We start from the raw sequence: 23,371 nt of genomic DNA on the forward strand, positions 1-23,371 counted from the left end.
GGGCTCCCGCCAGCCTCGTCGGTGCTTTTAGCTGCATCATGAAGCCCCCTTCATCTTAGCTTCACGGTGCGTTCACCCACGAGATCGCGTATTGATTAGGCGCGTCGTGCCCGGACCCAGCACGTACACATTATCCGTGGATACGAAAACCGGTGAGAATCCTCGTAGTCGAAGACGACAAGAAGGTGGCGAGCTTCCTCGAGAAGGGGCTGCGCGAAGAGGGCTATTCCGTCGACACGTCGAACGACGGGGACGACGGATTGCTTAAGGCCCGTGTGCACGAGTACGACCTCCTCTTGCTCGATGTGATGCTGCCTGGGAAGAGCGGCTTTGAAATAGTACGCGAGCTGAGGGCCGCTCAGTCTACCGTGCCCGTCTTGATGCTGACCGCGCGTGACGCCAAGGAGGACGTGGTACTGGGCCTCGACGCGGGCGCCGACGACTATCTGACGAAGCCGTTCGGGTTCGATGAACTCCTGGCGCGGGTCAGGGCGCTGCTTCGTCGCGGTGGGGCCTCGCGCCCGGATCGCCTCATCTACGACGACGTCGAACTCGATCGGGTGACCCATCGTGCGGATCGCCGGGGGGTAAAGCTCAACCTTACCCCCAAGGAGTTCCAGCTTCTGGAGTTCTTCATGCTCAGCCCTGAGCGTGTGGTCCGTCGCACCGAACTCTTGGAGAAGGTTTGGGACCTCCACTTCGACCCCATGAGCAATGTCGTCGACGTACATGTCGGTCATCTGCGGGGCAAGCTGAAGGAGGCCGGCGAGGGGCCCCTCGTGCATACGGTTCGAGGTGTGGGCTACGTGTTTCATCGCGACGAGCCTGAATGACACGTTCTTTCCGCTTTCAGCTTGCTGTACGCGCCTCGGTTGCGGCGGTCGTCGGGCTCGTCGCCTTGTCCGTCGTTTCGCTGATCACCCTGCGTGCGCTCCTGGATCAAGAACTCAATTCTTCGATCCTGAACGTCGCGTCCATCCAAGCTGCCTCCCTCGCGGATGGCCCCGACGGTGCGATGCACTTCCATGAATGGGACCTGACCGCGGACGAAGCGGCTTCGGTGAGGGATCTCATTCGGTACGCCCAGGTTTGGGACGCGGACGGACGCAGCTTGCTGCGAAGCCAGTATATGAATTCCGACCTGTCGCCGGATGCGGGAGCGCTGGCGGTGGCATCGGCAGGTGAATTGGTGTGGGCCGCGCAGGACTTCGAAGGCTCACCCGTACGTACGCTCTTCTACCCCCTCGAAAGACTCGGAGCCCAGCACGAAGCCCATGTGCTCCAGATAGCCGCACCGTTGTCCGGCCGCGACGATATGTTGGCGCGCGCGGGAGCGTTCCTTGCGGCCCTCACGGCGCTTTTGGGGGCGGCGACGTTCGCAGGGTCGTGGTGGCTGGCGAGTAGCGCGGTCCGGCCCATCCACGAAGTCATAGACCAGGCCGAAGAAATCGAGGCCCGCTCACTTGGTCGGGGCATCCAGGCGTACGCAGACACAGTCGAATACCGCCGTCTCGTCGAGGTGCTGAATACGATGCTCGCCAGGATCCAAGGGGCCTTCGAGACGCAAAGGCGGTTCGCTGCGGATGCGAGCCACGAGTTGAGGTCGCCACTCACCGCCATGCGCGGGGAACTCGAGCTCGCGTTGCGGCGCGATCGTGACTCCGAGGAATACGTGCGCGTGTTGGAAAGCACGCTCGAAGAGGTCCTCCGGCTCTCCACCATCACCGAGGACCTCCTCACGCTCGCTCGGTCGGACGCCGGTGCGATGCGACCTCGACTCGAGATCGCGGATGCTACGGAAGTAGTCTCGGGCGTCGTCGAGCGCCTGCGCGCCAAGGCTGACGAAAAAGAGATCGATCTCATCTTCACCGCCCAGCCTGGACTGACTGGGATGATCGACTCAGGGCTCCTTGGTCAGGCGGCGTGGAACTTCCTCGACAACGCACTGAAGTTCACACCACTGGGCGGGAACGTCGCCGTCGAGATGAGAGAGTCTGGCGCGTCTCTGATGCTCTCGGTCGAAGACAGCGGACCTGGTCTCGGCTCGGCGGACCCCAGCACCTTCTTCGAACGCTTCTACCGTGCGGATTCCGCGCGCACGCATGGTCCCGAGGGCGGTGGTACCGGTCTTGGCCTCGCGATCGTGAAGGCGGTAGCCGAAGCGCACGATGGCAGTGCGTCCGCTGAGAATCGCCTCCAAGGCGGTGCTCGTTTTGTTCTTTCCCTCCCTTCCACGCCGCCTGACCGGCGAGGAGATGACTCATGAAGACACGGCGGTGAGGATCGACGCAGCTCCTACGAGTGCGACGGCTCCGAACAGTCGAGTCAGGTGTCTTCGCATCATTTTTCCTCCTAGCAAGAACGCGCCGGACCGGAGTGGCCCGAAGCTTCGGTATTCATCAGTGGTCCATCGGTGACATGCGCACCAACAGTGCGGTAACGAGGAGCACGGCCTGAGCGACGAGCAGCTCGAAGGCCGCCGCTTTGCGCATCTGCTCGTTGCCCTGACGGGTCCCCAGTCGAGGTGTGAGCACCTTGTAGTTCAGCCCGCCCAACGCGAGCACGATCCCGACTAGCCCTAGCTTCAGCAGGAGTGTGCGTCCGTAGTTGGTCGAGAAGAGCGAGCCTATCGACGGCAGGTGGAGCCATGCCGCGAACGTTCCAGTCAGCGCGAGAGTGCCGACGCTGGCCATGGCCACGAGCGAAAAAACCGGCACGAGGGCTGGCAGTAGGGACGTCGCGTCCGGTGACTCTCGCCGCCACGTCCGATCCAGGTAGAAGACCACCGCCAATCCGCCCATCCAGCCGCCGGCTGCCCACACGTGCATCGCATCCGCGACTAGGGCGAGCGCCCTCAGATTCTCCTCCCCCGCCGCATGGCCCGTGAGGCCTGGGAACGCGCCCAGAGCGAACAGGATCGGAGTCGCCGCCCACCAACCTGCTTGTTTCCCGGCTCTCGCGGCGAAAAGTGCAATGACGGACAGGACCGAGCCTGCGGTCGCCCACATCCAAACACGTCCCCAAGCTGTGGCACCCAGCAGTAGCCGGGCGTCCTCGGTCCAGGGCGCAAAAGGATCTCTGAAGTCCTGAAGCTGCCGGACGAAGTAGAGGCCCATCGCGAGCGGGAGCAGAAGCGCGGCAGCAGACGCGAGCTGCGCCGTGTTGAGCCTGAGCCATTCGGGGGAGGGGTCCTCCCCCGAATGGACTCTGGGCAAAATGACCCAGCGCGCCAGAGTTGCTCCGGTCGTGAGGGCGAGCCCCGCGAACAGGACCCACCCCGTAAGCGCGCTGAAGGCTCCAGCCACTGTTTACTGGCCGGTCACCGTGAACGCGAAGGTCTCACGCACCACGTGCCCGTCGGCGCCCATGCCTCTCCATGCGACGGAGTAGCTCCCAGCCGGAAGGGCACCGTGCGTAGCGACGGAGAACACACGCTCGTCTTCGGCGTCCTGCTGGATGTCCATGGTGTGGATGGGCTCTTCGTCGGCATCGAGAAGCCTGATGGACGTCGTGCCTTCCGAGGGTGCTTCGGTGAACCACAGGCGGATCTCGGTGACGTTCTCTGCGCTCGCGTCGGCAACCGGCGCCGACTTGCTGAGCGCGAAGTGGATCTCGCTCTCGGAAACGGGACTCGTAGCGGCAGCGAGCCCGCCTACCAGGAGTGCTGTTGTCAGCAGGCCTTTGAATGTCTTCTTCATGTTGTCGATTCCTCGGATTGGTATGCCGGTGACCCGGCGGGCTAATAGATCAATCGTAGTCCTGCGCCTATTCGGAGGCCGTTCAACTCGATGCCTCCGGGCACGGGTGTCCTGAGGTCCTTCTCCCTGACCCAAGTGAGATCCACGTAGGGCGCGAATTTGCGGCGAATTTCGTAGCGAGTACGCAGGCCCAGTCCCAACGAAGCGATGCCGGCGGCCAGGTCCAATTCGTCGTCTGCAGTGAGCAACCAGTCGACCTCGCCTTCGAGTGTGAGCACGAGGCGCTGTGTCAGATAGAGATCGTTTTCAGCGTCCAGCCGGAGGCTCGGCTTGCCGCTGTCGCTCACGAACCCGAAGAGGCCGACCTCGAACCAGTAAGGAGCAAGGCCCATGAGCCCGACCGTCAGATACCCCTGGGATGTGGGCTTAAAATCGTGACGGTATCCTACGACGATGTCCCAAAAACGGCGGGCATAGTGGCCATAGAGGAGCATTGTCTCGAATTCGTCGAGTTCGCTCTCCGCGCCCTCGCCTGATGTGCTCCACCAGAGCCGGTCGAAGTCCGTCCCGATCCAGCCAGACGCATTCCACCGACCTACGGTTGATCCTGCGGAAGATGCGGCATCCACGTCCAGCATCGAGTGGTGGAAAATCGCGTTGCCCATTTCCTGCGCGGAGACGTGCTCCGGTGCGGTCAGGAATGATGCGACCATAAAGGCGCACAGAAACCCGGCCGCCACGCATCCACGCCTCATGACGGGTCCTCTGCGTTCTGGGCAGCGACTTCGACCCGGACGAACATTCCGGTCATCATGTGATAGAGCAGGTGGCAGTGAAAAGCCCACGCGCCCGGTTCGTCGAAGGTCAGGTGCGCCTCAACGGTTTCATTCGGCGGCACGCTGATGGTGTGCTTTCGAGGCGCGAAGGCTGCGGGGCTGCCGTTCTGAAGCTCCATAAACACACCATGAAGATGCATGGGGTGCTCCATCATCGTCTCGTTCGTCATGATGAGCCGGACGCGCTCCCCCACCGTCAAACGAATGGGGTCCGACTGAGACAGCTTCTTGTCGTTGAGCGTCCAGAAATATCGCTCCATGTCGCCTGTAAGTCTGAGCACGACGTCTCGCGTGGGCTCACGTACATCCCGGTTCGGTTCGAACGCGACCAGGTCCGAGTAAGCCAGCTTTTTGAGGTCCCCTTCCATGGTGTGACCCATGGCGGCGTGATCCATCTCAGACATGTCCCCGCTCATGTCCATGCCGGGCATATCCATGCCGGGCATGGACATCTCGGACATGTCCATGCCGGGCATCATCGCCATGGTGCGTAGCGGGCGCTCGTCCAAGGCGGGCACTTCTGCTTCGCCACCTTCAGCTTCGGCCAGGGTGCCGCGCGCAAAGCCTGAACGATCCATCGATTGGGCGAAGATCGTGTACGCAGTTCCTGTCTCAGGCCGGACGATGACGTCGTAGGTCTCGGCAACGGCAATGCGGAATTCATCCACTCGCACGGGCTCGACGTCCTGACCGTCCGCTTGCACTACGGTCATCTTGAGGCCGGGGATCTTCACGTCGAAGAACGACATCGCCGCTGCGTTGATGAAGCGGAGGCGGACCCGTTCACCGTCCTGAAATAGACCCGTCCAGTTGTCCGCCGGCACCTTGCCGTTGAGCAGGTAGCTATACGTGGCGCCGGTAACGTCAGCGATGTCCGTCGGATCCATACGCATGCCGCCCCAACTTGTCCGGTCGCGAACGGTCGCGCCGGCGTCGTCGAAGAGACCGCTCACGAAGCCCGGAAGCGTGCGCTTTCCGTAGTTGTAGTATGCGCCGTTGCCCTTGAGGTTGCGCAGGACGTCCATGGGGTCCTCGTCCGTCCAGTCCGAGAGGACGATGGTGTGCTCCCGGTCGTACCGAACGGGGTCGTCCTCTGCGGGGTCGATCACGAGGGGCGCGTACATTCCCTGCTGCTCCTGGCCACCGGAGTGGCTGTGGTACCAGTAGGTGCCCGCCTGTCGAACATCGAATCGATACGTGAACGTCTCGCCCGGCTTGATACCGTCGTAGCTGAATCCCGGCACACCATCCATGTCGGCTGGCACGAGGAGCCCATGCCAGTGGATCGACGTGTCTTCGTCGAGGTGGTTCGTGACGCGCAGGATCGCCTCCTGGCCTTCACGCAGCCGAAGCAGCGGGCCGGGGATCATCTCGTTGATCATGGGCGCCGTTCCGGTGCGGTCTCCGATCCGGACACCGCCCCGGTCGATCACCAGGTCGTATTCTACGGCGCGGGGAGCCGCTGCGTTTTTGGGCGCCACTGCTGCGAAAAGCGAACGTGGCGAGGCGCCGAGCGCGGTTGTCGCGGTGATTCCAGCGGCGATGCGGACGAAGTCGCGGCGCCCGAGAGGTAGCGATGAATCTGTCATCTCGGGGCACTTCGCCAGGCAGTGGACTGGGTCGCGCGCGCGACTGACTTCTGCGCGCGCCCGACATCGGCGGAACGTTGGACCAAGGGAGGATCTCCGGGCAGTAGAGCATTCTTGTTACGAAGAGAATCGTCACCGATACATGAAGGCTCTCTGAAGCCCGCATGAAGGCTTCTTCATGAAGGCTTCATCGCAGTTTCACCTCGCGGGTCGTAATCTCGGCGGACTCATACCACGAAACCGCTGCCCTTCTCATGAAGCCAACCTCCCAATTGCGCCCCTCGCGCACCCATCGTGCGCTCGGGATCGACACGATCCTCCTGCCCACGCCTGCAACTCGCGATTCTGACGATGGTCGTGACAGGTTGGATGATGGCGTTTCGAAATCGCACGAAGAAATTCGCCGAAGTGGAAGCGTAAGCTCCCTTCGCCAACTGTCCATTCTCAGGAGGTCCCAATGAAGTCCATCCTCGTCCGGCTCTTTGCAGTCGTCGCCATGCTCGCCGTCCCGGCCATCGGCCATGCCCAATCCGGTGAGGCTGGTGTCATTGCGGCCATCGACGCGTACCACTCGTCACTCGCTTCTGGGGACTCTGCGACGGCGCTATCCATGCTCGCGGAAGACGTCACGATCCTCGAGAGCGGCGGAGTCGAGAACAAAGAGCACTATCGCAGCGGCCACCTGTCTGGTGACATGCGTTTCGCTCAGGCTGTGCCCCGCGAGCGTGGGGACATCAACGTGACCATGATGGGTGACGTGGCGTGGGCGTGGTCAACGAGCATCACCGAAGGAACGATGGGCGAACGCGAAATCAACTCGCAGGGTGCGGAGTTGATGGTTCTCGCTCATGTCGACGGAGTGTGGAAGATCAAGGCGATCCACTGGTCGTCGCGCCAAAGGCGTTAGTCCCGTGTCCATGAAGATGACTTCATGGGCCGTTCATAATCACTGAATGCTCCCTCGTCGAACACTTTTACGCAGGGTTCAGCCGAAACGCCAAACAAGAACCTGTGCATGCGGCCGTAGTTGGAGTCCTTCTCGATGGTCTCGCAGATGGCTTCGAGGCCGCGACCCACGTCACGTCCTACGTTGATCGCGATCGGAGGAAAGTAGTTCCGAGCCGCGTGGTGCCAGAGCGTGAGCTTGCCGATGCGGCCGAGTCCGTTGATCCCGAGCGCTTCGCCATCGAGTACCGGTGCAATCTGATCTGTTCCTGCGGGAGGTTTCTAGCTCTTTCCAAGCATGAAACTGGATAGAATCGGCCCCGGTCGGAGCCTCGGGCGGAGCCGCCGCTCGGCGGCCCCGCCTTCGGTCAGCTGATGACTCTCGGCTTTGCGAAAATCCGCGGCGCGAAGTCGCGCAGATGTTGGTCCTTGTCCAAGAACGGCACACCGTCCGTCATCCATCCTGGAGCGGGCTCGCCCTTCAGGTGGTGGTTGTAGAACTGGCGGAGACGGTATTGGAAGTCGATCCGGTTCTGGAGCTTCCGGAGTCCATGCCCTTCCTCCGGATAGGAAAGCCAGATGATGGGCTTTTCTAGAAAGCGGAGCGCATTGTACCACTCGAGGCCCTGCTCCCAGTTTACCGTCGGGTCTTCTTCACCGTGCAAATAGAGGACTGGCGTATTCATGGTCTCCACACCGGAAATCGGAGACTCGGCCCAATAGGTATCAAAGTCCTCGTACGGGTTCGTCGCGTAGCGACCCTGCCCGTAGATGTCGTAGGAATGGTTGTTCTGCCCACTCCCAACGAAGAGCTGGTTGAACTCACTGATAAGGTTGATGGGCGCCGCGCCGTGTGCGACGGCGGAGAACATGTCCGAGCGGGTCGCGATGTATGCGCCGCCACCACCGCTGTAGGAATGTCCACTGAGACCCACGGACTCCGGGTCTGCGTAGCCCATCTCGATGACCTTCTGCACCGCTGCTTCCACTGACTCCAGCATGTCCGAGTGAGAGGACCCGATTCGGAAGTGCACGTCTGGCTGCATGACCAAGAAGCCGCTGCTCACGTAGCCGGCGAAGTTCGGTGAATGTCGGTACGTCGGGGTGGGGTAGAGGTGAAGGTCTTGGGAGTACTGCTCATAGAAGCGCACAATCATCGGCAGCTTCTGACCTTCCTCGTAGCCTTCGGGGATCGCGAGTGTGCCCTGGAGCGGGACACCATCGTCGTTCGTGTAGTCGAAGAGGATGCGTGAACCCCACAGGTATTCGTCCTGCTGCGGGTTCGCGGTCGTGACCCTGGTGCGGTCGGTGAAGTCGCCGTCACTGACCCACAGGTCCGGAAAGTCCTCGAACGTCTGCGCGGTGAAGATGTACCGGTCTGCGTCCGCGGCCTTTTGTGGGACGCTCAACCGTTGGGCCTCCCACGCGAGCGCCCCGAGATTGCCGTCGTCCAACTGGAAGTAGCCTTCGGACTTCGTCCATTCCCCATACCCGTCCAAAAGAACGGGCGCATTGAGGTCGATCGTTCGTGCGTCTGGATCGGTCGCTACGTAGCGCAGCCGAATCTCCTCGGCGTTGCCGTAACCGCCGGTCAGGTCCGTAGCGGCGCTCCCGTCGAGCGGCTGCAGCCAGACATCGTACTTGTGATAGAGCACGACCCCCTCGCCGTCCTCGGTCCATCCCGCCATGCCATAAGGGGGCTTCTCACCGAAGTAGTCGTACTCAGCGTTCGTGAAGTCGACCGGAGCACTTTCAGTGAGGTTCACATGCTCGTCGTCGGCTATGCGATAGTCCCAGACGTGCCCGTCCTTCCAGTACAGGTAGTGCTCGCTGTCAGGACTCAGCCCCAGTGCCCGCAGTTGGCCCTCAAGAGCCACCGTACGTTCACCTGTCTGGGTGTCGATTCGGTAGAAGTCCGCGACCTGAGGCTTCCAGTCGGACACGTAGTCACTGTCGTCACGTCCCATGCCCCACCGTCCGTTCCGCGTGACTTCGACGGTCCGCATGGTCTCGTCAGCTAACGGCACGATGTCACCGCCTCGCAGATGCGCTGCTGCGACGTAGGTCCGGTTCCGGTCGCGCGAAGCCGACTGCTGTTGCTCCGCCTGAATGCGATCGTCCTGCCAGTGCCAGATGTTGACGTCTGCCAACGGAAACTCGTCGTCCGCCCACTTTTTGAGCTTGTCGTCCTGCATCTTGGTGCCCACGAAGAGCGTCGTGGCGTCTGTATTCCACGCCAGGTTTCCGTCTTCGCTCAGGATCCAATCGTCCGCTAGACCGCTTCCGGATGTGAACGCGGTCAGTGTGACTTCCGCAGTTGAGACATCCGAGAACGCGAGAAGGGTGTTGTCCCGCTCGACCTTCCCCTCCGGTGTCTCACCCCGCAAGACGGCTAGGGCGTTTCCTTCTTCGGACCACGCCATTCGTGCGTATCGTTCCTTCGCGTTATCGAGGGCACGCCGGGCACCTGTGGCGAGGTCGACCATGTAGACGCCGTTTCCGTCCTTGTTGGCCGCATCTACGGTAAACGCGAGGTAGTTACCCGCGTCGTTGAAGGCCGCCTGGTCCACGCTCCCGATGAGTTCGTCGAAGCCCTCGTGGAGATTGCGTAGAATGAGGTCCGTCCCATCATGCTCGGCATCGTCGTCTGACTGCCGCTTTTTCACGAAGAAGTGGCTCGACGTCTCCGAGAAGCCGAAGTCCGATGCGTCGTCCCAGCTCCGCATCTCTCCCGTGGTGAGGTTCAGCAGGCCAGCCTGGTGCGTGACGTCCTCGTCGTCTCGCTCGAGTTTCTCGATTTCTGCGAATGGTTTACTGAGGTCGTATGCGATCCAGTTGCCATCCGATGAGAATTCAGCCCCGGAAGCGCGGGGCACAGTGTGGTCTCGACCGGAATCGAGTCCTTTGACGAAGAGTGTGTCGTCTCCGCGGACCCGCGTGTAGGTCCACGAAACCCACTGGCCGTCGTCGGAGATCTCCGCGCCCGAGATCGTGCGCCAGAGATGATAGTCCGAGATCTCCAGCGTGCGTTTCTCGTCGCCCGACTGCGCCTCGACAGGTGCGCCAGGGACGAGGATGGCTAGGACAAGAAGGGTTCGGACAGCCAGTGCCACCAACGGAGAGCAGTACATGCTTCGCCTCGAAGTATGGGAGTGATCCGAGGGGCAATCTCTGGGTGTTCACCCCCCTGGAGGAAAGCTGACCAACCCCGTGATGCCGGGCTAGTCCAAGCAAACGCCCCCTCCGCACCGCGGCTCGAGGCCACAGGCGGAGGGGGCGGTGTACTTCCTGGGGGGGCGGGCTCTTACACCCAGCCCTTCCGTCGGAAATCACGAAGGGCTTCGGCCCATCTGCCTTGCTCTTCCGGTAGCCCGAAGGAAATACGGTTCCATTCGACCATCGGAGGGAACTGTCGACCCACACGCACGCCGACCTCAGCCATGCGATTGATGTAGGTGCCGAGATCTCCGTTGATGCGGTGCATCATGAAGTTGGCTTGCGTGGGGAGATACTCGAGTCCGAGTTCGTCGCAGGTGTCCATGACGATCTTCTTCGAGGCATTGTTGACCTCGACGCTTCGGGCCATGAGCCCTTCGTCCGCGAGTGACGCCGTACCGGCTGCTGCAGCGAGCACGTTCGGGTTGTTCTGCATGACGAACTCGCGCATGCGTGCAGCGGTGTCCGGGTGGGCGATGCCGTACCCCAATCGCATACCTGCCATACCGAAGATCTTCGAGAAGGTGCGAACCACGATCACGTTCGGTTTGGTTTCGATCCACTTGAGCGCCGACCAGTACGACGGATCGTCGGCATACTCGAAGTACGCCTCGTCCATCAGGAACATGGTGGTCTCAGGGGCGTCGGCGATCCAGTTGTCGATCTCCCGTGAGTTCGTGATGGTCGCGGTCGGGTTGTTCGGATTGCAGAAGTAGACGACAGCCGGTCTTCGCGAACCCTCTGCGGCTTGGCGCATGCGCCCAATATCGTGAGCCAGGCCGGGCCCGGTCAGCGGAACCGTAACCAAGTTGTAGGCGAGCGGGCGCATGTAGCGGGGGACGTCCTCAAACGTCGGTTCCGCCGTGACCAGGGGAGTGTTCGGCCCTTGGTAGGCTTGGACGGCCATCTGGAGGATCTCGGTGGAGCCCGCACCCAGCACCAAATTCTCCTGCTTGACCCCAACAAAATCGGACAAAGCACTCATAAGAGGAGCGCGGAAGTCACTGGGATAACGATTGGCGTTCGGGATCGCTTCGATCACTGCCTGACGCGCCGCGGGTGACAGGCCCAGTGGGTTCTCGTTCGAGCTGAGCTTCACGGATCCGTCGGCCAGGGTCTTGCCGGGGCCCCATCCGGGCGTGTTCTCGAGCAGAGCTGCAATCGCACTGCCCGCGCTGGTGGCACCTACGAGTCCGGCTGCCATGCCGGTGGTCACAAAGCCTCGGCGATCCATCTGTCCTCCTGGGTTCGGATCTGCTGCACCCGGTAGCCAACCCGGCAACCGATGTGCGGGGTCAATGTGGGGTAGATACCGGGTGGATCGAAAGGGCAGAGGATCGGTAGCAGAGTCATCTCACACATTCGAAGAAAGCCAGACGATCATGCGACGTGCTACTGCTACGTGGTTTCTCATACTTTTTGTCGCGCTCACTCAGCCGCTCTCGGGGCAGGTGATCGAGGCTCCCGTGCGTTACGACACGGACTACCTGAGCGCCGAGTTTCACGCAGGCAGAAGAGCAGAGGTCATGGCCCGCCTTCCAGAGGGCTCGCTCGCGGTCCTCTTCGGAGCCCCCCTCCGCAATCGCACCGGTGACCAGACGTTCGAGTATAGGCAGTCGAGTGATTTTCTCTATCTCACAGGGAGCGAGGAGCCCGGTTCGGCGCTCATCCTTGCACCGGGTGGCATCGAGATCGATGGTGCCACGGTCCGTGAGGTTCTCGTGGTTCCGCCCCGCGACCCAAGTCGCGAAGTGTGGGACGGCCGACGATTCGGTACCGAACGTGCCATGTCCGAGCTCGGATTCGAGGAGGCGGTTGGGGCGGATCGGTTTGCCGATATCCTCACCCCGCTTCTTCAGAGCGGGCAGCATACCGTACATCACACGCCCTTCCCTGACGGGGTCCCGGCCGAGTCGGACCTTCGCACGCTCCTGACCGTCTTTGTGGAGAACGTCGACCGGCAGAATGTCAGTCAGGGTGGCAAGCGAGATGACGCGACACTGCGGGGGATCCTCGACGAGCTCCGTGCGGACAAGACCGAAGAAGAGATGGTCCTGCTTCAGCGGGCGATCGACATCACGGTGGAAGCGCACCGCGAAGCGATGCAGCAAGCGAAGGCGGGCTGGGCGGAGTACGAGATTGAGGCGTTGATCGAATACACATTCAAGAAGAACGGCTCGGAGCAGCCCGGCTTCAACAGCATTGTCGGAAGCGGTGAGAACTCGACGATTCTGCACTACATGACGAGTCGTCGCATCACCGAACCAGGTGACGTCATCGTGGTCGACATCGGCGCTGAGTACCACGGCTACTCCGCAGATGTGACGCGCACGATTCCCATCGACGGCACCTACTCGCCGGCGCAACGAGCGATCTATCAGCTGGTGTACGATGCCCAGGAAGCTGGGATCGCCGCGTCCAGGGATGGCGCCAGTTTCGGGGCGACCAACCAAGCTGCGGCACAAGTTCTAGCTGTGGGACTCGCTGAACTCGGCCTCATCGAGAGCGCCCAAGACACCCGCGGGCTGCGCCGCTTCTTCATGCACGGCACGAGCCACTACCTGGGGCTCGATGTCCACGACGTCGGCAGCTACGGAATTCTTTCTGCGGGTGAGGTAATCACCGTCGAGCCGGGAATTTACATCCCGGCCGCCGAGGACATCGACCCCAAGTGGTGGAACATCGGCGTCCGCATCGAAGATGACATTCTGATCACCCAAGGTGATCCGGTCATCTTGTCCGCAGGCGCACCGCGCCATCCCGACGCGGTGGAGGCCCTAATGCAGGGCCGACCGATTTCGTAACGGGTCTTAGTCCCGTGTGACCTTGAGTCCCGTGACGGTGGCTTCCGTGTTGTGGGCAAAGCGAATCCCGAACACACCATCGGTCGACGAGAGTCTGCCTGACGTCACGATATCCGACTTCGGATAGCTGCCAACCACTTCGCCGTTGATCGAGCAGTCGACGGTGGTCGCGGTTACCGAAACCGCGATTTCTTGCGTGACCGGCTCGTTCTTTCCAGCCGCCGTATCTACTGCGTCGTTCGCCTCACCTCGGCGGCCATTCACTTGGAATGCCTCCGGGCCGAAGCCCCGCACGATGAACGTGCCGCTGCCGTAGGCGGCGCAGTACAGATAGCTCTGCTGGTCCGTGCCCAGGTTGTTTCCGCCGATGACGATGCCGTAAGGGTGCGGATGGCTGTTCAGGTTCATGTACTGCGGTTCGTGGAATGTTGCTGAGACGGTGTACTCACCGCTCTCCATATTCGACGGGTTCCAGTACGTGACGGCGGGGCCGGTCGTCACATGTAATACACCGTCCATCTCTGATAGGCGGGAGTTTTCCAAAGCCTGTCCGGACTCGGCTTCACGGGCGTCGATCTTGCCCATCCAGCCGGCGACATTGATGCCGCCGTCTTCAACGGTGCGAGACACTTCGGACTGACTCATTGCGGGGCTGGCTATTAGAAATAGCGCGCCGGCGGCAGTGGCGAATGCTGCAAGATGTCTATGACGCATGATTCGATGTTCCGGTGCAGGAGGGTTCAAGAGGCTCACACCATACGTTCGCGCCGTCCCTACTGCTACAGTTTTCGGAGCGACAGGTCAGACGTTGAAGCGGATGTTCATGATGTCACCGTCCGCGACGAGGTAGTCCTTGCCCTCGACCTGGAGCTTGCCCGCGTCCCTAACAGCGACCTCGGAGCCGTGCTCCATGAAGACTGCGTAAGGGGTGACCTCCGCCCGGATGAAGCCGCGTTCTAAGTCCGAGTGAATCCGTCCCGCGGCCTTTCGGGCGTTGAAGCCACTTCGGATCGTCCAGGCTCGGACCTCGTCCGTCCCGACTGTGAAGTACGAGATCAGGTCGAGCAGCCCGTATGCCGTTCGGATGAACCGGGCCAACGCCGATTCGGTCAATCCGAGGTCGGATAGAAACTCGGCTTGATCTTCTGCCTCCATGCCGGAGATGTCGGATTCGATGCTGGCTGACAGCGTCAGACCCGCGGCTTGGAGTTCGTCGATTCGAGTGACCAGGGCTTCGGGCATAGGCTCGGCAGCCCGGTCCTCTCCGCGGTTTACGGCAACAAGTAGCGGGCGGTCCGAGAGAATGCCGAAGCCCTTAAGGTAGTCCCGGTCCAGGTCCGCCTCGGGGATGGTGCGTATGGCACGCTCTTCTTCGAGCACCGAATACATCAACTCGAATGCGGCGATCTCCTGCGCATCGCCTCGTTCTTTCTTCGCTCGCTCGAGTCTTTTCTCGACGATGTCGATGTCCGCGAAGATGCACTCCGTGTGAAATGCATCGAGGTCTCCAAGCGGATCCGGATCACCTTCGATGGCCGGGTTCTCAAAGTCTCGCAGCACGAGGCACAGGGCCTCCTGATCGCGGATCTGCTGGAGGCCACGTGGAGACAGGCCCTTCTTGTCTGAGCCGTGTTCGCCGGGCACGTCACAGAAGCTCATCTCTGCGTACGTCGTCTTCTTCGGCGAGAACATCTCCGAAAGCGTGTCGATGCGCTCGTCGGGCACCCGCACGGACCCAAGGCGGACTTCCCCGCCGAAGCCGACCGGCACATCCATTCCGGTCATGGCGTTGAATACCGTTGTTTTGCCCGAGCCGGCGAAGCCGACGAGTCCAATTTTCATATGGGTCAGATGAACGGGTTCTCTGCGCTAAAACAAGTCGGTGGGCCGGCTCGTGAGCTTCGCGAACAGTAGGCCAGTCACCAGAGCGAAGGCGATCAGGGCCCTGGGAGTGACTCCTTGTAACCTGACGAGCCAGGCACTCCCCACCGTGCCCAATATGGAGGTGGGTTGTGCCCACCCCGCCGAGCTGGTCCGCCACCATGGGCAGCGGGAGTACTCTGGGCATAAAAATCCCCGTCCTCTTGTTGAGGCCGGGGATCCGCTGGGAGGAGTGAAAACGAGGCCCCGGCGGAGTGATCCTCCGGGGCCTCGTTTTCACTCACAAGCCGCGCTCTGCAGCCGAGTCAAGCTACTGTCGCGCGGCTGGGTCAGGCTGGAAGAGCGACATCCTCTTTGAGCGACTCGCCCTCTGTGCGCGCGATAAAGGCCGAGCATGTGAGGTCGCCTGTCACGTTCACCGAGGTGCGGATCATGTCCAGGATTCGGTCAACACCAAGGATGAGCGCGATTCCCGCCTGGACGTGCTGCCCCATCCCTACCGAGTTGAGCACGATGATCAGGGTGATGATCCCTGCGGACGGCACGCCCGCCGCACCAACCGAAGCGAGGGTAGCGGTGAGCACAACGATGAGTTGGTCCGCCAAACTGAGGTCGATCCCGTAGATCTGGGCGATGAACATCACAGCCACCGCCTGATAGAGGGCCGTACCGTCCATGTTGATCGTCGCGCCCAGCGGCAGGACGAAACTCGCGACCTCATCCGAGACACCGAGCTCGTCCTTAGACGTCTCAATGGTGAGCGGGAGTGTCGCGTTCGACGAAGAGGTCGAGAATGCGAGAAGAGGTACGGCGGCGATCTTCTTGTAGAAACGCGATGGTCGGAGCTTCGCAAAGAACCTGAGAATGAGCCCGTACGTACCGAACGCATGCATCATGAGCCCGAGTACGACCACGAAGGTGTACACCAGAAGGCTCTGCAGCAGGTCGAACCCGAAGTTGGACACTACGGCCGCGATCAGAACGAAGACGGCGTATGGAGCCAGCTCCATAATCCAGTTGATCAGCGCCATCGAGGCGTCGTTGATGCCGTGGAAGAAGTTCAGCACGGCATCTCGACGCGCTGGCGCCACGACGGTGAGTGCTGCGCCGAAGGCCATCGTGAAGAAGATCAGCGAGAGCAGGTCCATTTCCGCGGCCGCCTGCACCGGGTTCCTGGGGATGATGCTCATGAGCGTCTCGACCCAGCCTGGGGCCTGATCCGCAAGATCCATCCGAGCCATGGCGTCCCCGCCATACCGTGCAGCGAGTTCGTCTCGCGTTGTTTCCGAGACACCTGCACCCGGCTTGATGATGTTCGCCAGTCCGAGACCAATGACCACTGCAACGGCGGTCGTGGTCATGTAGAAGGCGACGGTCTTTCCGCCGATGCGCCCCAGTTTGCGGAGGTCTCCCAGTGATGCAGTACCCACCAGAAGGCTTGCCACGACCAACGGAATGACGATCATCGTAATGAGGTTGATGAACGCCGTCCCGATGGGTTCGAGATTGCTGAACAAATTCTGGAGCCAGGTGATTTCACCGAGGTTTGCGATCGCGCCGGCACCCGCGCCGGCGAACAGCCCGATCAAGATCTTCGTGTAGAGCTGCATTCAGCTTCCTATGTCTTGGTCTTTGGTCATCAGGTAACCGGAATAGACGATTGGCTGGCTCGTCCGGCAACTATCGGTCCCATTACAGATCAGTTCTGGATACGAACTTCGGCTCGCGCAATGACGTCTCCCTCCACCACTTCGTCCACGACTTCGATGCCGTCGACGACGATGCCGTACACCGTATAGTCGTGGTCGAGGCGAACATTGTCCGTCAGGTTCACGAAAATCTGGCCGTCTCCCGTGTCGTGACCACGGGTCGAAAGGCCGACCGTGCCACGCCAATGCGGCAGCGAACCGACCTCGTCACGCGAAAACGCGGCGTCCCCTGAATACTCGTTGGCTCCGGGGCTTCCGCCCTGGATCACGAAGTTGGCTGCCCATCTGTGGAACGTCAGTCCGTCGAACCGTCCTTCACGGGCCAGCCGCACGAATCGATGCGCGTTCGTGAGCGCGAGGTAAGGCAGCGGCTGGACGTGGATCTGTCCGCCGCGTCGCATGTGCAGGACGACCACCGTGTTTTCCAGATCCTGCAACTCGCTCGACGTTGGTAGGGCCGCACGAGTCAGCGGTTGCGGGTCCGGCGTGTACGGCTGCCCGGTCCAACTCCGTAGCGTCCGAGCGACCTCTCCTGCGACTACCGCATCGTAGTCTTCAAGGTAGGGCTCGAGTCGCTCGATCAATGAGCGATCGCCCAACTCGGCGACACGAGTTAGGAGGGCCGATCTCGAATCTCTCCAGGTCTCCCTGTGCGCTCTGGAGATGCGTTCGAACGCCGAGAGGGAAGCGGAAGCTGCGACGATGCCGAGCCGTGAACCCGCCAGCATGCGCGAGGCCGTCATGAGGACCTGAGGGTCGTCGTCCGAGAGCTGAGCGATCAACATCTGATCTGACACGAGGTCCCGTGCTCCGAGCAACTGCAGCGCGATCGTACGGACGTTGGCGGAGGGATCAGTGGCCATCTCTCCGACTAGGTCGACATCTCCGAGCACGTCTGCCGCACGCACTCCGTAGCCGCGGACGAAAGGATTGTCATGGTTCACAAAGGCCGGGAGCACCCGCCGGGCCAACTCCGGCGACATGTGAGCCAGCGCGACCAGTGCGTGCGCCGGCACCTGCCAGTCATCCGCCGTTTCCGCTCCCAGTGTGGAGGCCGCACCCAACAGCGCCTGGACCTGCACGTCGGCGTTCCCGCACGGTTCCGCGAGGCCGTCCATCGCGAGCACTTGAGGGCCGCGGGCCATGTCTTGAGTCGCGACGGCGATCAGTCGGCTGCACGCGGTGGCGTCACGCTCGGATCGCACGAGTTGCCGCACGGCGTTGATGCGAACGCCCACGCTCGGATCCCCGAGCGCCCGGCGGATCAGTTCAGGCTGAGCCGTAACGGGCACCGTCCCTAGGTACCCAGAGGCAGCGATTCGCACGCGAGCTGAGGGATCCCGCAACGTCGGCTCGACCTGCCGAACCCCCATCGCTCCAGCACCTCCCAGGGCGGCCACTGCCATGGAGCGCACCCGTCCTGACTCCGGCTCCTGCCGGCCATCCAGGAGGTCGTATCCCAGCAGGTTCGTGAGCCGGCCCCGGGCCCGTTCCGTGAGGGGAGTCCCCGCACGAATCAAGGACTCGATGCCCAGTGCGACGCCGCCCATCTGACTTACCGGTGCGTCCTCATTGTCTACTTGGGTCAGATCGAGAAGTGCGGACAGGGTTTGTACTCGGTGTTCGTCGTCCAGTTGTAGTCTGCCGAGCGAGCGAGCCAGGACACCCCTGACTCCCATGGATGTCTCGGCGGCGAGGCGTTCCATGAGGAGGTCGTATGCAGCTTGACCGTCGGAGCCGTGTACCGCCTGGGCCACCGCGTCAGCAGCTTCGGCTCGAATTTCGGCCCGAGGATCTCCGAGGTGCCCCGAGATCTCATCGAGTAGGTCGGGATTTTGCAGTCGTCCGAGGGCGCGGATTGCGGTCTGCCTCAAGAAGACGTGCTCGAGCTGAGATGCACGGAGAAGGGTCTCGAGGTTCCGGCCTTCGGTGGGTCTCGCGTCCTCGGCGCCCGCAATCGCCAGATAGGTGGTGGCTCGAGGGTCGGGTCTGCCGGCGTCAGGGGCGGAGCAAGCCGACGCGACAACGAGGAGTGCGGCGATACCGCCGGGGCGAAAGAACGTCATGGGAGCCTTTGTTTGTTCTGGTGACGCGGAAGCTTAGGTAGGCCGCCCGACGGCGGGAAGGTCCCTCGCCTACTCTCGTTCTGGGGCCGTAGGTGCGACCGGCGCTTCTCCCAAGATCTCGTCCACATACGTATCTGCGGGTCCCTCTAGTAGATCGTGGAGCGTCTGGAAGAGGTGGTTGGCTTCATCTCCGTGCCAGCCGGCCGGGAGAAGGGACCGGGGCAGATACGGATCTTCCAGGGGGAATGTCCTGAATTCATGGATCAGGTCGAAGCGAAGCGTAAAACATTCTCCGGGGGGAACATCCCCTTTCGGCACTCCGGCGAGGCAGCGGCTCAACTCTGGGGCCCAGCGGCCAGCGAAGTCGATGTAGCGGGCGTTGATTGCCGGGAGGTCCCAGCACTTGGTGACCAGTTCTCGGATGTCGTTGTTGCCCAGGCGCTGTGCTTTGAAACACTCCAAGTGCTGGTCGATTCCGAGCAGGCCTGAGATTTCTAGCACCTCTGCCGCCACGTCATGCGGTGAGATCCATAACCCGTTGCCGAGCGATCCGAAGCCGAGCCATGCCAACCTGTCGCGAAGACGGTCGCGGAGTTGGCGCACGTCCTCGGGAATGGAGTAGGCCAGGAGAAACCACGTGCCGTCCCAGTCGGTGTCCCAGGAAGGATGGAAGATCTTCTGCTGGCCTTCCTCCAAGAGGTGCTTCCCCTGCGGTGTCAGCTCATAGAACGAGTTTCGGCCGAGTCTCTGCGCATCGAGCCATCCCTTTCGGGCCATCCGAGACAGCACCGTGCGCACGGCTCCCTCTGACAGGCCAAAAGGCTGAAGGAGCGAGATTAGGCTCCCGACCCACACAGGGTGCTCCCTGTTGAGGAGGTATTCACCGTAGAGAGTGAATACGAGATCCTGCGGTCGTTGGGCTGACAAAGGAAGGGTTACCTGTCGCTGATGGACGTTCCGCTGAAGCGTTCTCGGATCCAGCTGCTGACAATGTCGAGGGCTTCAGGGCTGAACGTCTGTTCGATGTTCTGATACTCGGATGGAGAGCCCGTTTCTGATTCCTGGAAGAGGTGATTCAACCCTGGGAGCATACGAACGGTCGCATCGTTGTGGCCCGAACGGCTGAAGGCTGCCTCAATCTCCGGCATGTTCTGCTGATACGGTACCTGGAGGTCGTTCCCACCGATCAATGAGAGGACTGGTGCGGTCATTGATTCCAGCGCAGGACGTGGGTCGTACTCGAAGAAAAAGCGGAACCACGGCGTGTTGAGTTGCTGGATGGTTTGGTCGATCACACCCTGGGAGAGCCCCTCGCCGGCTGCGGACTTGAGTTCCGGGCTCAGTCCGTCGAACTCCGCCTGCATGGCTGCCTTCATGAGCGGGGCCGCAACATCCGGGTCCGGTTCATTCTTCACGATCTCAGCTAGGACGTTTTGGATGCGCGTGTTCATCGCCGTGACCTCCGAAGACGCACCAGCTGCTTCGTTGATCAGGCGACCCTGTTCGGTAAGGATCTCCAGGCCTGTCACGCCTGGTCCGGCGAGCATGACCACGAAGCCGACCGAGCTGGACTGTGAAGCGGCCATGGGGCCTACGAGCCCGCCTTCCGAGTGCCCAATGATGCCCACTTCAGCTGCGGCGACGTTCGGCTGCGCGGCGAGCGCTTGAACGGCGGCGAGTGCGTCGGATGCGAAGTCTCGGGACGTTGCGGTGGCGAAGTCGCCTTCGGATTCAGCGATGCCCCGGTCGTCATAGCGGAGGGCTGCCACGCCTTGGCGGGCCAGGTGGTCCGCGAGGACCCAGAAGGGTTTGTGCCCGAGAAGTGTCTCGTCTCGATCCTGCGGCCCTGATCCGCTCACGAGAATCGCACCAGGGAACGGCCCCTCACCGTCCGGCATGGTGATTGTGCCGGCGAGAGTGATTCCTGCTTCGTCGTTCGCGAACGTGACTTCTTGAACCCCGTACGGGAACGGCCCTTTCGGTTCCTGCGGACGAAGAGGGGGCTCGGGGGCCCCCCCTTCAGTGCGTTCCAGTTTCATTGGGAACGACTGTCCGGCTTGAGTAAATGTGCCTTCCAGTGCGTCACCAGAGTCGTCTGTGGGACCCACGTATGTGCCGCCCCCGGGAACGGGGAACGTCATGGTGAGCATGGAGCCCTCAGCGGTGACGGTGGTAAGCGGCATACTGACACCCTGTACATCGAGGGTACCAGTCAGCGAGCCGTCCTCGGCCCGCGTCACATGGAATACCATGGGGATTTCCTGCGCCCCAGCCATCAGCGTACCGCCCCAACTGCTTACCGCCCACGCATCCGTGGCTTGTGCCTGGATGGCTACGGGTGTTGCGGTGCCCGCGGCGATGGCTAGGGCGAGGATACTTCGGCGAATGTCGAGTCTCACGAAACTCTCCTTGATTTGGAGTAAGGACTGGAAGAAGGGCGGCCCTGAACGACCGTCCCCGAACTCCCGACATACGAGCTGCGTGGAATGTCTCTTCACATCCCGCATCCCGCGACTCGCGGAGCCTCCTTTCGGTATTGCTGCTCGAATTTACGAAACGACCCCGCCAGCCGCACGGGCCGACAGGGTCATTGTTTTCGTGGCTTCCTGAGAAGCGGCAGGCCTTAGAAGGCCTCCAAGTTGTGGAAGACCTCGGTCCCGTTCTTGAACCAGTGTTCCCGGAACGGATACTCGCCGACGTCTCCCTGCAGGTGGTCAAGGGTCATCGCGTGAGGGAAGAGCGTCATCTCACCGCGCTCGTTCTCATGCACCGTGTAGTCGCCGCTAATCTGAAGCGTGGTGCGGAGCTTCTCGTCGCCGTTCATCATGAAGCCCTGAAGCAGGTGCGTCGTGGTCTCCCACTGACCCTGTGTCACGCTCATGTCGATGATGGGGTCACCGCCACCGAAGACGCGGATGCGCACCCGGTCGTCGGTCTCGATGAACTGCGCGTCGATGTCTTCCGGGTGATAGGGGAAGTGAAAGCGCTCCGACTTGATCCGCCGGGCCTCCGCGGAGCTCGTCGCCGCTAAAAACGGGAAGAAGCCAGCCTTGGCGTGCTGTCCCCACTGGGCCACCATGGGCGGTACGATCACTGAGAACATCAACTCCGTGTACGGCCCCACGACGCTGTCGTCGAAAAGGAAAGCCGTGACGGACAATATGCTCCTCTGATGCCGGACCTCGATCGGCTCGAGGTGCTCCGGCAAAAGGGCACGGGCGTCCGCCGTGGCCATCTCGAAGAACGCACTGACCCCAGTCTCGAAGCGGTAGCTCCCTACGGACATATGCCGTGCCTCCGCAGGACGCGGATGATCACCGCGGCGCCTTCCTCAAGTTCTTCCTTTGAATGTGCAGCCGAGATCGACATGCGGAAGCGCGACTTGTGCTTCCCGACCGCGGGGTACTGCACAGGGTTGATGAAGACACCTTCGCGGAAGATCTCCTCACCCATCTGGAAGATGCGCGCGTCGTCGCGGACCATGATCGGGATGACCTGAGAGGTCGAGTCACCAATCGGGACCTGAGCGTCTGCGAGCAACTTCTGCATGTACGCGACGTTTTCCCAGAGCTTCGTGCGCAGCTCTGGTTCGTTGGTTGCCAATTCGAGCGCCTTCCGCACACCGGCCACAACGACCGGAGAAAGAGCACACGAGAAGAAGCGCGAGCGCGAGAAGCCACGGAGGTAGTTGATGAGTTGCCTGGACCCAGCCGTGTAGCCTCCTTGCCCACCGAGGCTCTTCGAGAAGGTCCCGAGGTGGATGTCCACTTCAGCGTCGAAGCCCTGATCTTCAACCACGCCTCTACCCGTCTCGCCGTAGACGAAGGCCGAATGGGCTTCATCGATCATGAGACGAGCGCCGTGTCGGCGGCACACTTCCAGGATATCCCCGAGCGGCGGTACGTCGCCGTCCATGGAGTACACACCCTCGACGATGACGAGCTTCTTGCCGTTGAAGCCTTTAATCTTCCTCTCGAGGTCGTCGACCCGGTTGTGGCGGAAGAAGCGCGACTTCGCCTTGGACAGAATCATGCCATCTACGACACTGGCGTGTGCGTACTGGTCTGCAACGATCAGGTCGCCGGACCGCATGAGCCCGCCGATGGTTCCCACGTTGGCACTGTAGCCGCTCGGGAAGATCATCGCCGCTTCTTTGCCTTTGAACGCGGCCACTTCCTGAGCGAGCTCCTGGTGGATTTCCGTAGTTCCACTCAAGATGGGCGATCCTGAGGAGCCACCGCCGTAATGGTCGGCGGCGTCTTTGATCGCTTGGATTACCTCAGGGCGGTAAGACAGTCCGAGATAGTTGTACGACGCGAAGTTGACCAATCCCTTGCGAAGTTCGCCGGTCTTGGTGTCTTCGACGTCGATACGAGTTCCCGGCCTCGAATGGATCGGAAGCTCATAGAGGTAGTATCCGGAGGACCTTGCCTCCTGCCACCAGTCATCGAAGGGCTGGAGTAACGCGAAGGCGTCGTCTCCGGCTCCGAAGTAGAAGTTCGTATAGTCGTATTCCATCGCGCCGGGCGCGGTCGGGGGCGACTCTACCTGACGATCTTCCATGGAAATGCGACTCGACGATGGAGGAGTCTCTACGGAACCGGCGGTAGCGCTTCCGTTTTTTGGC

18 protein-coding genes are annotated in these 23,371 nt (G+C 61.6%); 4 read left to right on the plus strand and 14 right to left on the minus strand.

Annotated features, from left to right (window positions below):
- Positions 1-152: 152 nt before the first annotated feature.
- Both P8L30_09595 and P8L30_09600 read left to right on the plus strand, forming a co-directional pair.
- Positions 153-833 carry a response regulator transcription factor gene (locus P8L30_09595; protein ID MDG2240445.1) on the plus strand — a complete coding sequence of 227 codons (681 nt, stop codon included), beginning with the start codon at positions 153-155 and terminating at the stop codon, positions 831-833.
- Positions 830-2,266 (plus strand): ATP-binding protein, encoded by a 1,437-nt coding sequence (locus tag P8L30_09600; GenBank protein ID MDG2240446.1) that lies wholly within the window; start codon positions 830-832, stop codon positions 2,264-2,266. The genes P8L30_09595 and P8L30_09600 overlap by 4 nt, the downstream gene beginning before the upstream one ends.
- Positions 2,267-2,399: 133 nt before the next feature.
- Here the strand turns inward: P8L30_09600 and P8L30_09605 are convergent, their stop codons facing one another.
- The 4 genes from P8L30_09605 to P8L30_09620 are packed head-to-tail and all read right to left on the minus strand — an operon-like array spanning position 2,400 to position 6,123.
- Positions 2,400-3,305 (minus strand): CopD family protein, encoded by a 906-nt coding sequence (locus P8L30_09605; GenBank protein ID MDG2240447.1) that lies wholly within the window; start codon positions 3,303-3,305, stop codon positions 2,400-2,402.
- 3 nt (positions 3,306-3,308) lie between these two features.
- On the minus strand, positions 3,309-3,698 hold the full coding sequence (locus tag P8L30_09610; protein ID MDG2240448.1) for a copper resistance protein CopC: 390 nt from the start codon (positions 3,696-3,698) through the stop codon (positions 3,309-3,311).
- A 41-nt stretch (positions 3,699-3,739) separates the two neighbouring features.
- Entirely contained in the window at positions 3,740-4,453 is a 714-nt protein-coding gene (locus P8L30_09615) for a copper resistance protein B (protein ID MDG2240449.1), read from the minus strand.
- Positions 4,450-6,123 (minus strand): copper resistance system multicopper oxidase, encoded by a 1,674-nt coding sequence (locus P8L30_09620; protein MDG2240450.1) that lies wholly within the window; start codon positions 6,121-6,123, stop codon positions 4,450-4,452. The genes P8L30_09615 and P8L30_09620 overlap by 4 nt, the downstream gene beginning before the upstream one ends.
- Positions 6,124-6,580: 457 nt before the next feature.
- Between P8L30_09620 and P8L30_09625 the strand changes: the two genes are divergently transcribed.
- The gene (locus P8L30_09625) at positions 6,581-7,030 is read left to right on the plus strand and encodes a nuclear transport factor 2 family protein (protein ID MDG2240451.1); all 450 of its coding nucleotides are present in this window, start codon (positions 6,581-6,583) and stop codon (positions 7,028-7,030) included.
- A gap of 406 nt (positions 7,031-7,436) precedes the next feature.
- Here the strand turns inward: P8L30_09625 and P8L30_09630 are convergent, their stop codons facing one another.
- The gene (locus tag P8L30_09630) at positions 7,437-10,199 is read right to left on the minus strand and encodes a prolyl oligopeptidase family serine peptidase (protein ID MDG2240452.1); all 2,763 of its coding nucleotides are present in this window, start codon (positions 10,197-10,199) and stop codon (positions 7,437-7,439) included.
- Between the two features lie 173 nt (positions 10,200-10,372).
- Positions 10,373-11,518, minus strand: coding sequence for an aminotransferase class I/II-fold pyridoxal phosphate-dependent enzyme (locus tag P8L30_09635; protein ID MDG2240453.1), 1,146 nt, complete (start codon positions 11,516-11,518; stop codon positions 10,373-10,375).
- Between the two features lie 148 nt (positions 11,519-11,666).
- Between P8L30_09635 and P8L30_09640 the strand changes: the two genes are divergently transcribed.
- The gene (locus P8L30_09640; protein MDG2240454.1) at positions 11,667-13,088 is read left to right on the plus strand and encodes an aminopeptidase P N-terminal domain-containing protein; all 1,422 of its coding nucleotides are present in this window, start codon (positions 11,667-11,669) and stop codon (positions 13,086-13,088) included.
- Between the two features lie 6 nt (positions 13,089-13,094).
- Here the strand turns inward: P8L30_09640 and P8L30_09645 are convergent, their stop codons facing one another.
- From P8L30_09645 to P8L30_09680, 8 genes are all read right to left on the minus strand, one after another.
- Positions 13,095-13,802 carry a hypothetical protein gene (locus tag P8L30_09645; GenBank protein ID MDG2240455.1) on the minus strand — a complete coding sequence of 236 codons (708 nt, stop codon included), beginning with the start codon at positions 13,800-13,802 and terminating at the stop codon, positions 13,095-13,097.
- Positions 13,803-13,889: 87 nt separating this feature from the next.
- Positions 13,890-14,930 (minus strand): DUF933 domain-containing protein, encoded by a 1,041-nt coding sequence (locus P8L30_09650; GenBank protein ID MDG2240456.1) that lies wholly within the window; start codon positions 14,928-14,930, stop codon positions 13,890-13,892.
- Positions 14,931-15,298: 368 nt separating this feature from the next.
- On the minus strand, positions 15,299-16,579 hold the full coding sequence (locus P8L30_09655; GenBank protein ID MDG2240457.1) for a dicarboxylate/amino acid:cation symporter: 1,281 nt from the start codon (positions 16,577-16,579) through the stop codon (positions 15,299-15,301).
- A gap of 89 nt (positions 16,580-16,668) precedes the next feature.
- A complete protein-coding gene (locus P8L30_09660) occupies positions 16,669-18,744 on the minus strand; it encodes a HEAT repeat domain-containing protein (protein ID MDG2240458.1) in 2,076 nt (691 codons plus the stop codon).
- Positions 18,745-18,813: 69 nt separating this feature from the next.
- Complete coding sequence (locus tag P8L30_09665; GenBank protein ID MDG2240459.1) at positions 18,814-19,671, minus strand: PaaX family transcriptional regulator C-terminal domain-containing protein; 858 nt, start codon at positions 19,669-19,671, stop codon at positions 18,814-18,816.
- Between the two features lie 8 nt (positions 19,672-19,679).
- On the minus strand, positions 19,680-21,143 hold the full coding sequence (locus tag P8L30_09670; protein MDG2240460.1) for an alpha/beta fold hydrolase: 1,464 nt from the start codon (positions 21,141-21,143) through the stop codon (positions 19,680-19,682).
- 224 nt (positions 21,144-21,367) lie between these two features.
- Positions 21,368-22,030: a hypothetical protein gene (locus P8L30_09675; protein ID MDG2240461.1), complete on the minus strand. Its 663-nt coding sequence runs from the start codon at positions 22,028-22,030 to the stop codon at positions 21,368-21,370.
- The gene (locus tag P8L30_09680) at positions 22,021-23,307 is read right to left on the minus strand and encodes an aminotransferase class I/II-fold pyridoxal phosphate-dependent enzyme (protein ID MDG2240462.1); all 1,287 of its coding nucleotides are present in this window, start codon (positions 23,305-23,307) and stop codon (positions 22,021-22,023) included. Before P8L30_09680 ends, P8L30_09675 begins: the two co-directional genes overlap by 10 nt.
- Between the last annotated feature and the right edge of the window lie 64 nt (positions 23,308-23,371).

The sequence above is a fragment of the Longimicrobiales bacterium genome, assembly GCA_029245345.1.
Lineage (GTDB): Bacteria > Gemmatimonadota > Gemmatimonadetes > Longimicrobiales > Gaopeijiaceae > CALFPJ01.

Coding starts and splice junctions, on each gene's coding strand:
- P8L30_09600 (MDG2240446.1), top strand. CDS start 830: ATGACACGTTCTTTCCGCTTTCAGCTTGCTGTACGCGCCTCGGTTGCG.
- P8L30_09610 (MDG2240448.1), bottom strand. CDS start 3,698: ATGAAGAAGACATTCAAAGGCCTGCTGACAACAGCACTCCTGGTAGGC.
- P8L30_09615 (MDG2240449.1), bottom strand. CDS start 4,453: ATGAGGCGTGGATGCGTGGCGGCCGGGTTTCTGTGCGCCTTTATGGTC.
- P8L30_09620 (MDG2240450.1), bottom strand. CDS start 6,123: ATGACAGATTCATCGCTACCTCTCGGGCGCCGCGACTTCGTCCGCATC.
- P8L30_09625 (MDG2240451.1), top strand. CDS start 6,581: ATGAAGTCCATCCTCGTCCGGCTCTTTGCAGTCGTCGCCATGCTCGCC.
- P8L30_09630 (MDG2240452.1), bottom strand. CDS start 10,199: ATGTACTGCTCTCCGTTGGTGGCACTGGCTGTCCGAACCCTTCTTGTC.
- P8L30_09635 (MDG2240453.1), bottom strand. CDS start 11,518: ATGGATCGCCGAGGCTTTGTGACCACCGGCATGGCAGCCGGACTCGTA.
- P8L30_09640 (MDG2240454.1), top strand. CDS start 11,667: ATGCGACGTGCTACTGCTACGTGGTTTCTCATACTTTTTGTCGCGCTC.
- P8L30_09645 (MDG2240455.1), bottom strand. CDS start 13,802: ATGCGTCATAGACATCTTGCAGCATTCGCCACTGCCGCCGGCGCGCTA.
- P8L30_09650 (MDG2240456.1), bottom strand. CDS start 14,930: ATGAAAATTGGACTCGTCGGCTTCGCCGGCTCGGGCAAAACAACGGTA.
- P8L30_09655 (MDG2240457.1), bottom strand. CDS start 16,579: ATGCAGCTCTACACGAAGATCTTGATCGGGCTGTTCGCCGGCGCGGGT.
- P8L30_09660 (MDG2240458.1), bottom strand. CDS start 18,744: ATGACGTTCTTTCGCCCCGGCGGTATCGCCGCACTCCTCGTTGTCGCG.
- P8L30_09675 (MDG2240461.1), bottom strand. CDS start 22,030: ATGTCCGTAGGGAGCTACCGCTTCGAGACTGGGGTCAGTGCGTTCTTC.
- P8L30_09680 (MDG2240462.1), bottom strand. CDS start 23,307: ATGGAAGATCGTCAGGTAGAGTCGCCCCCGACCGCGCCCGGCGCGATG.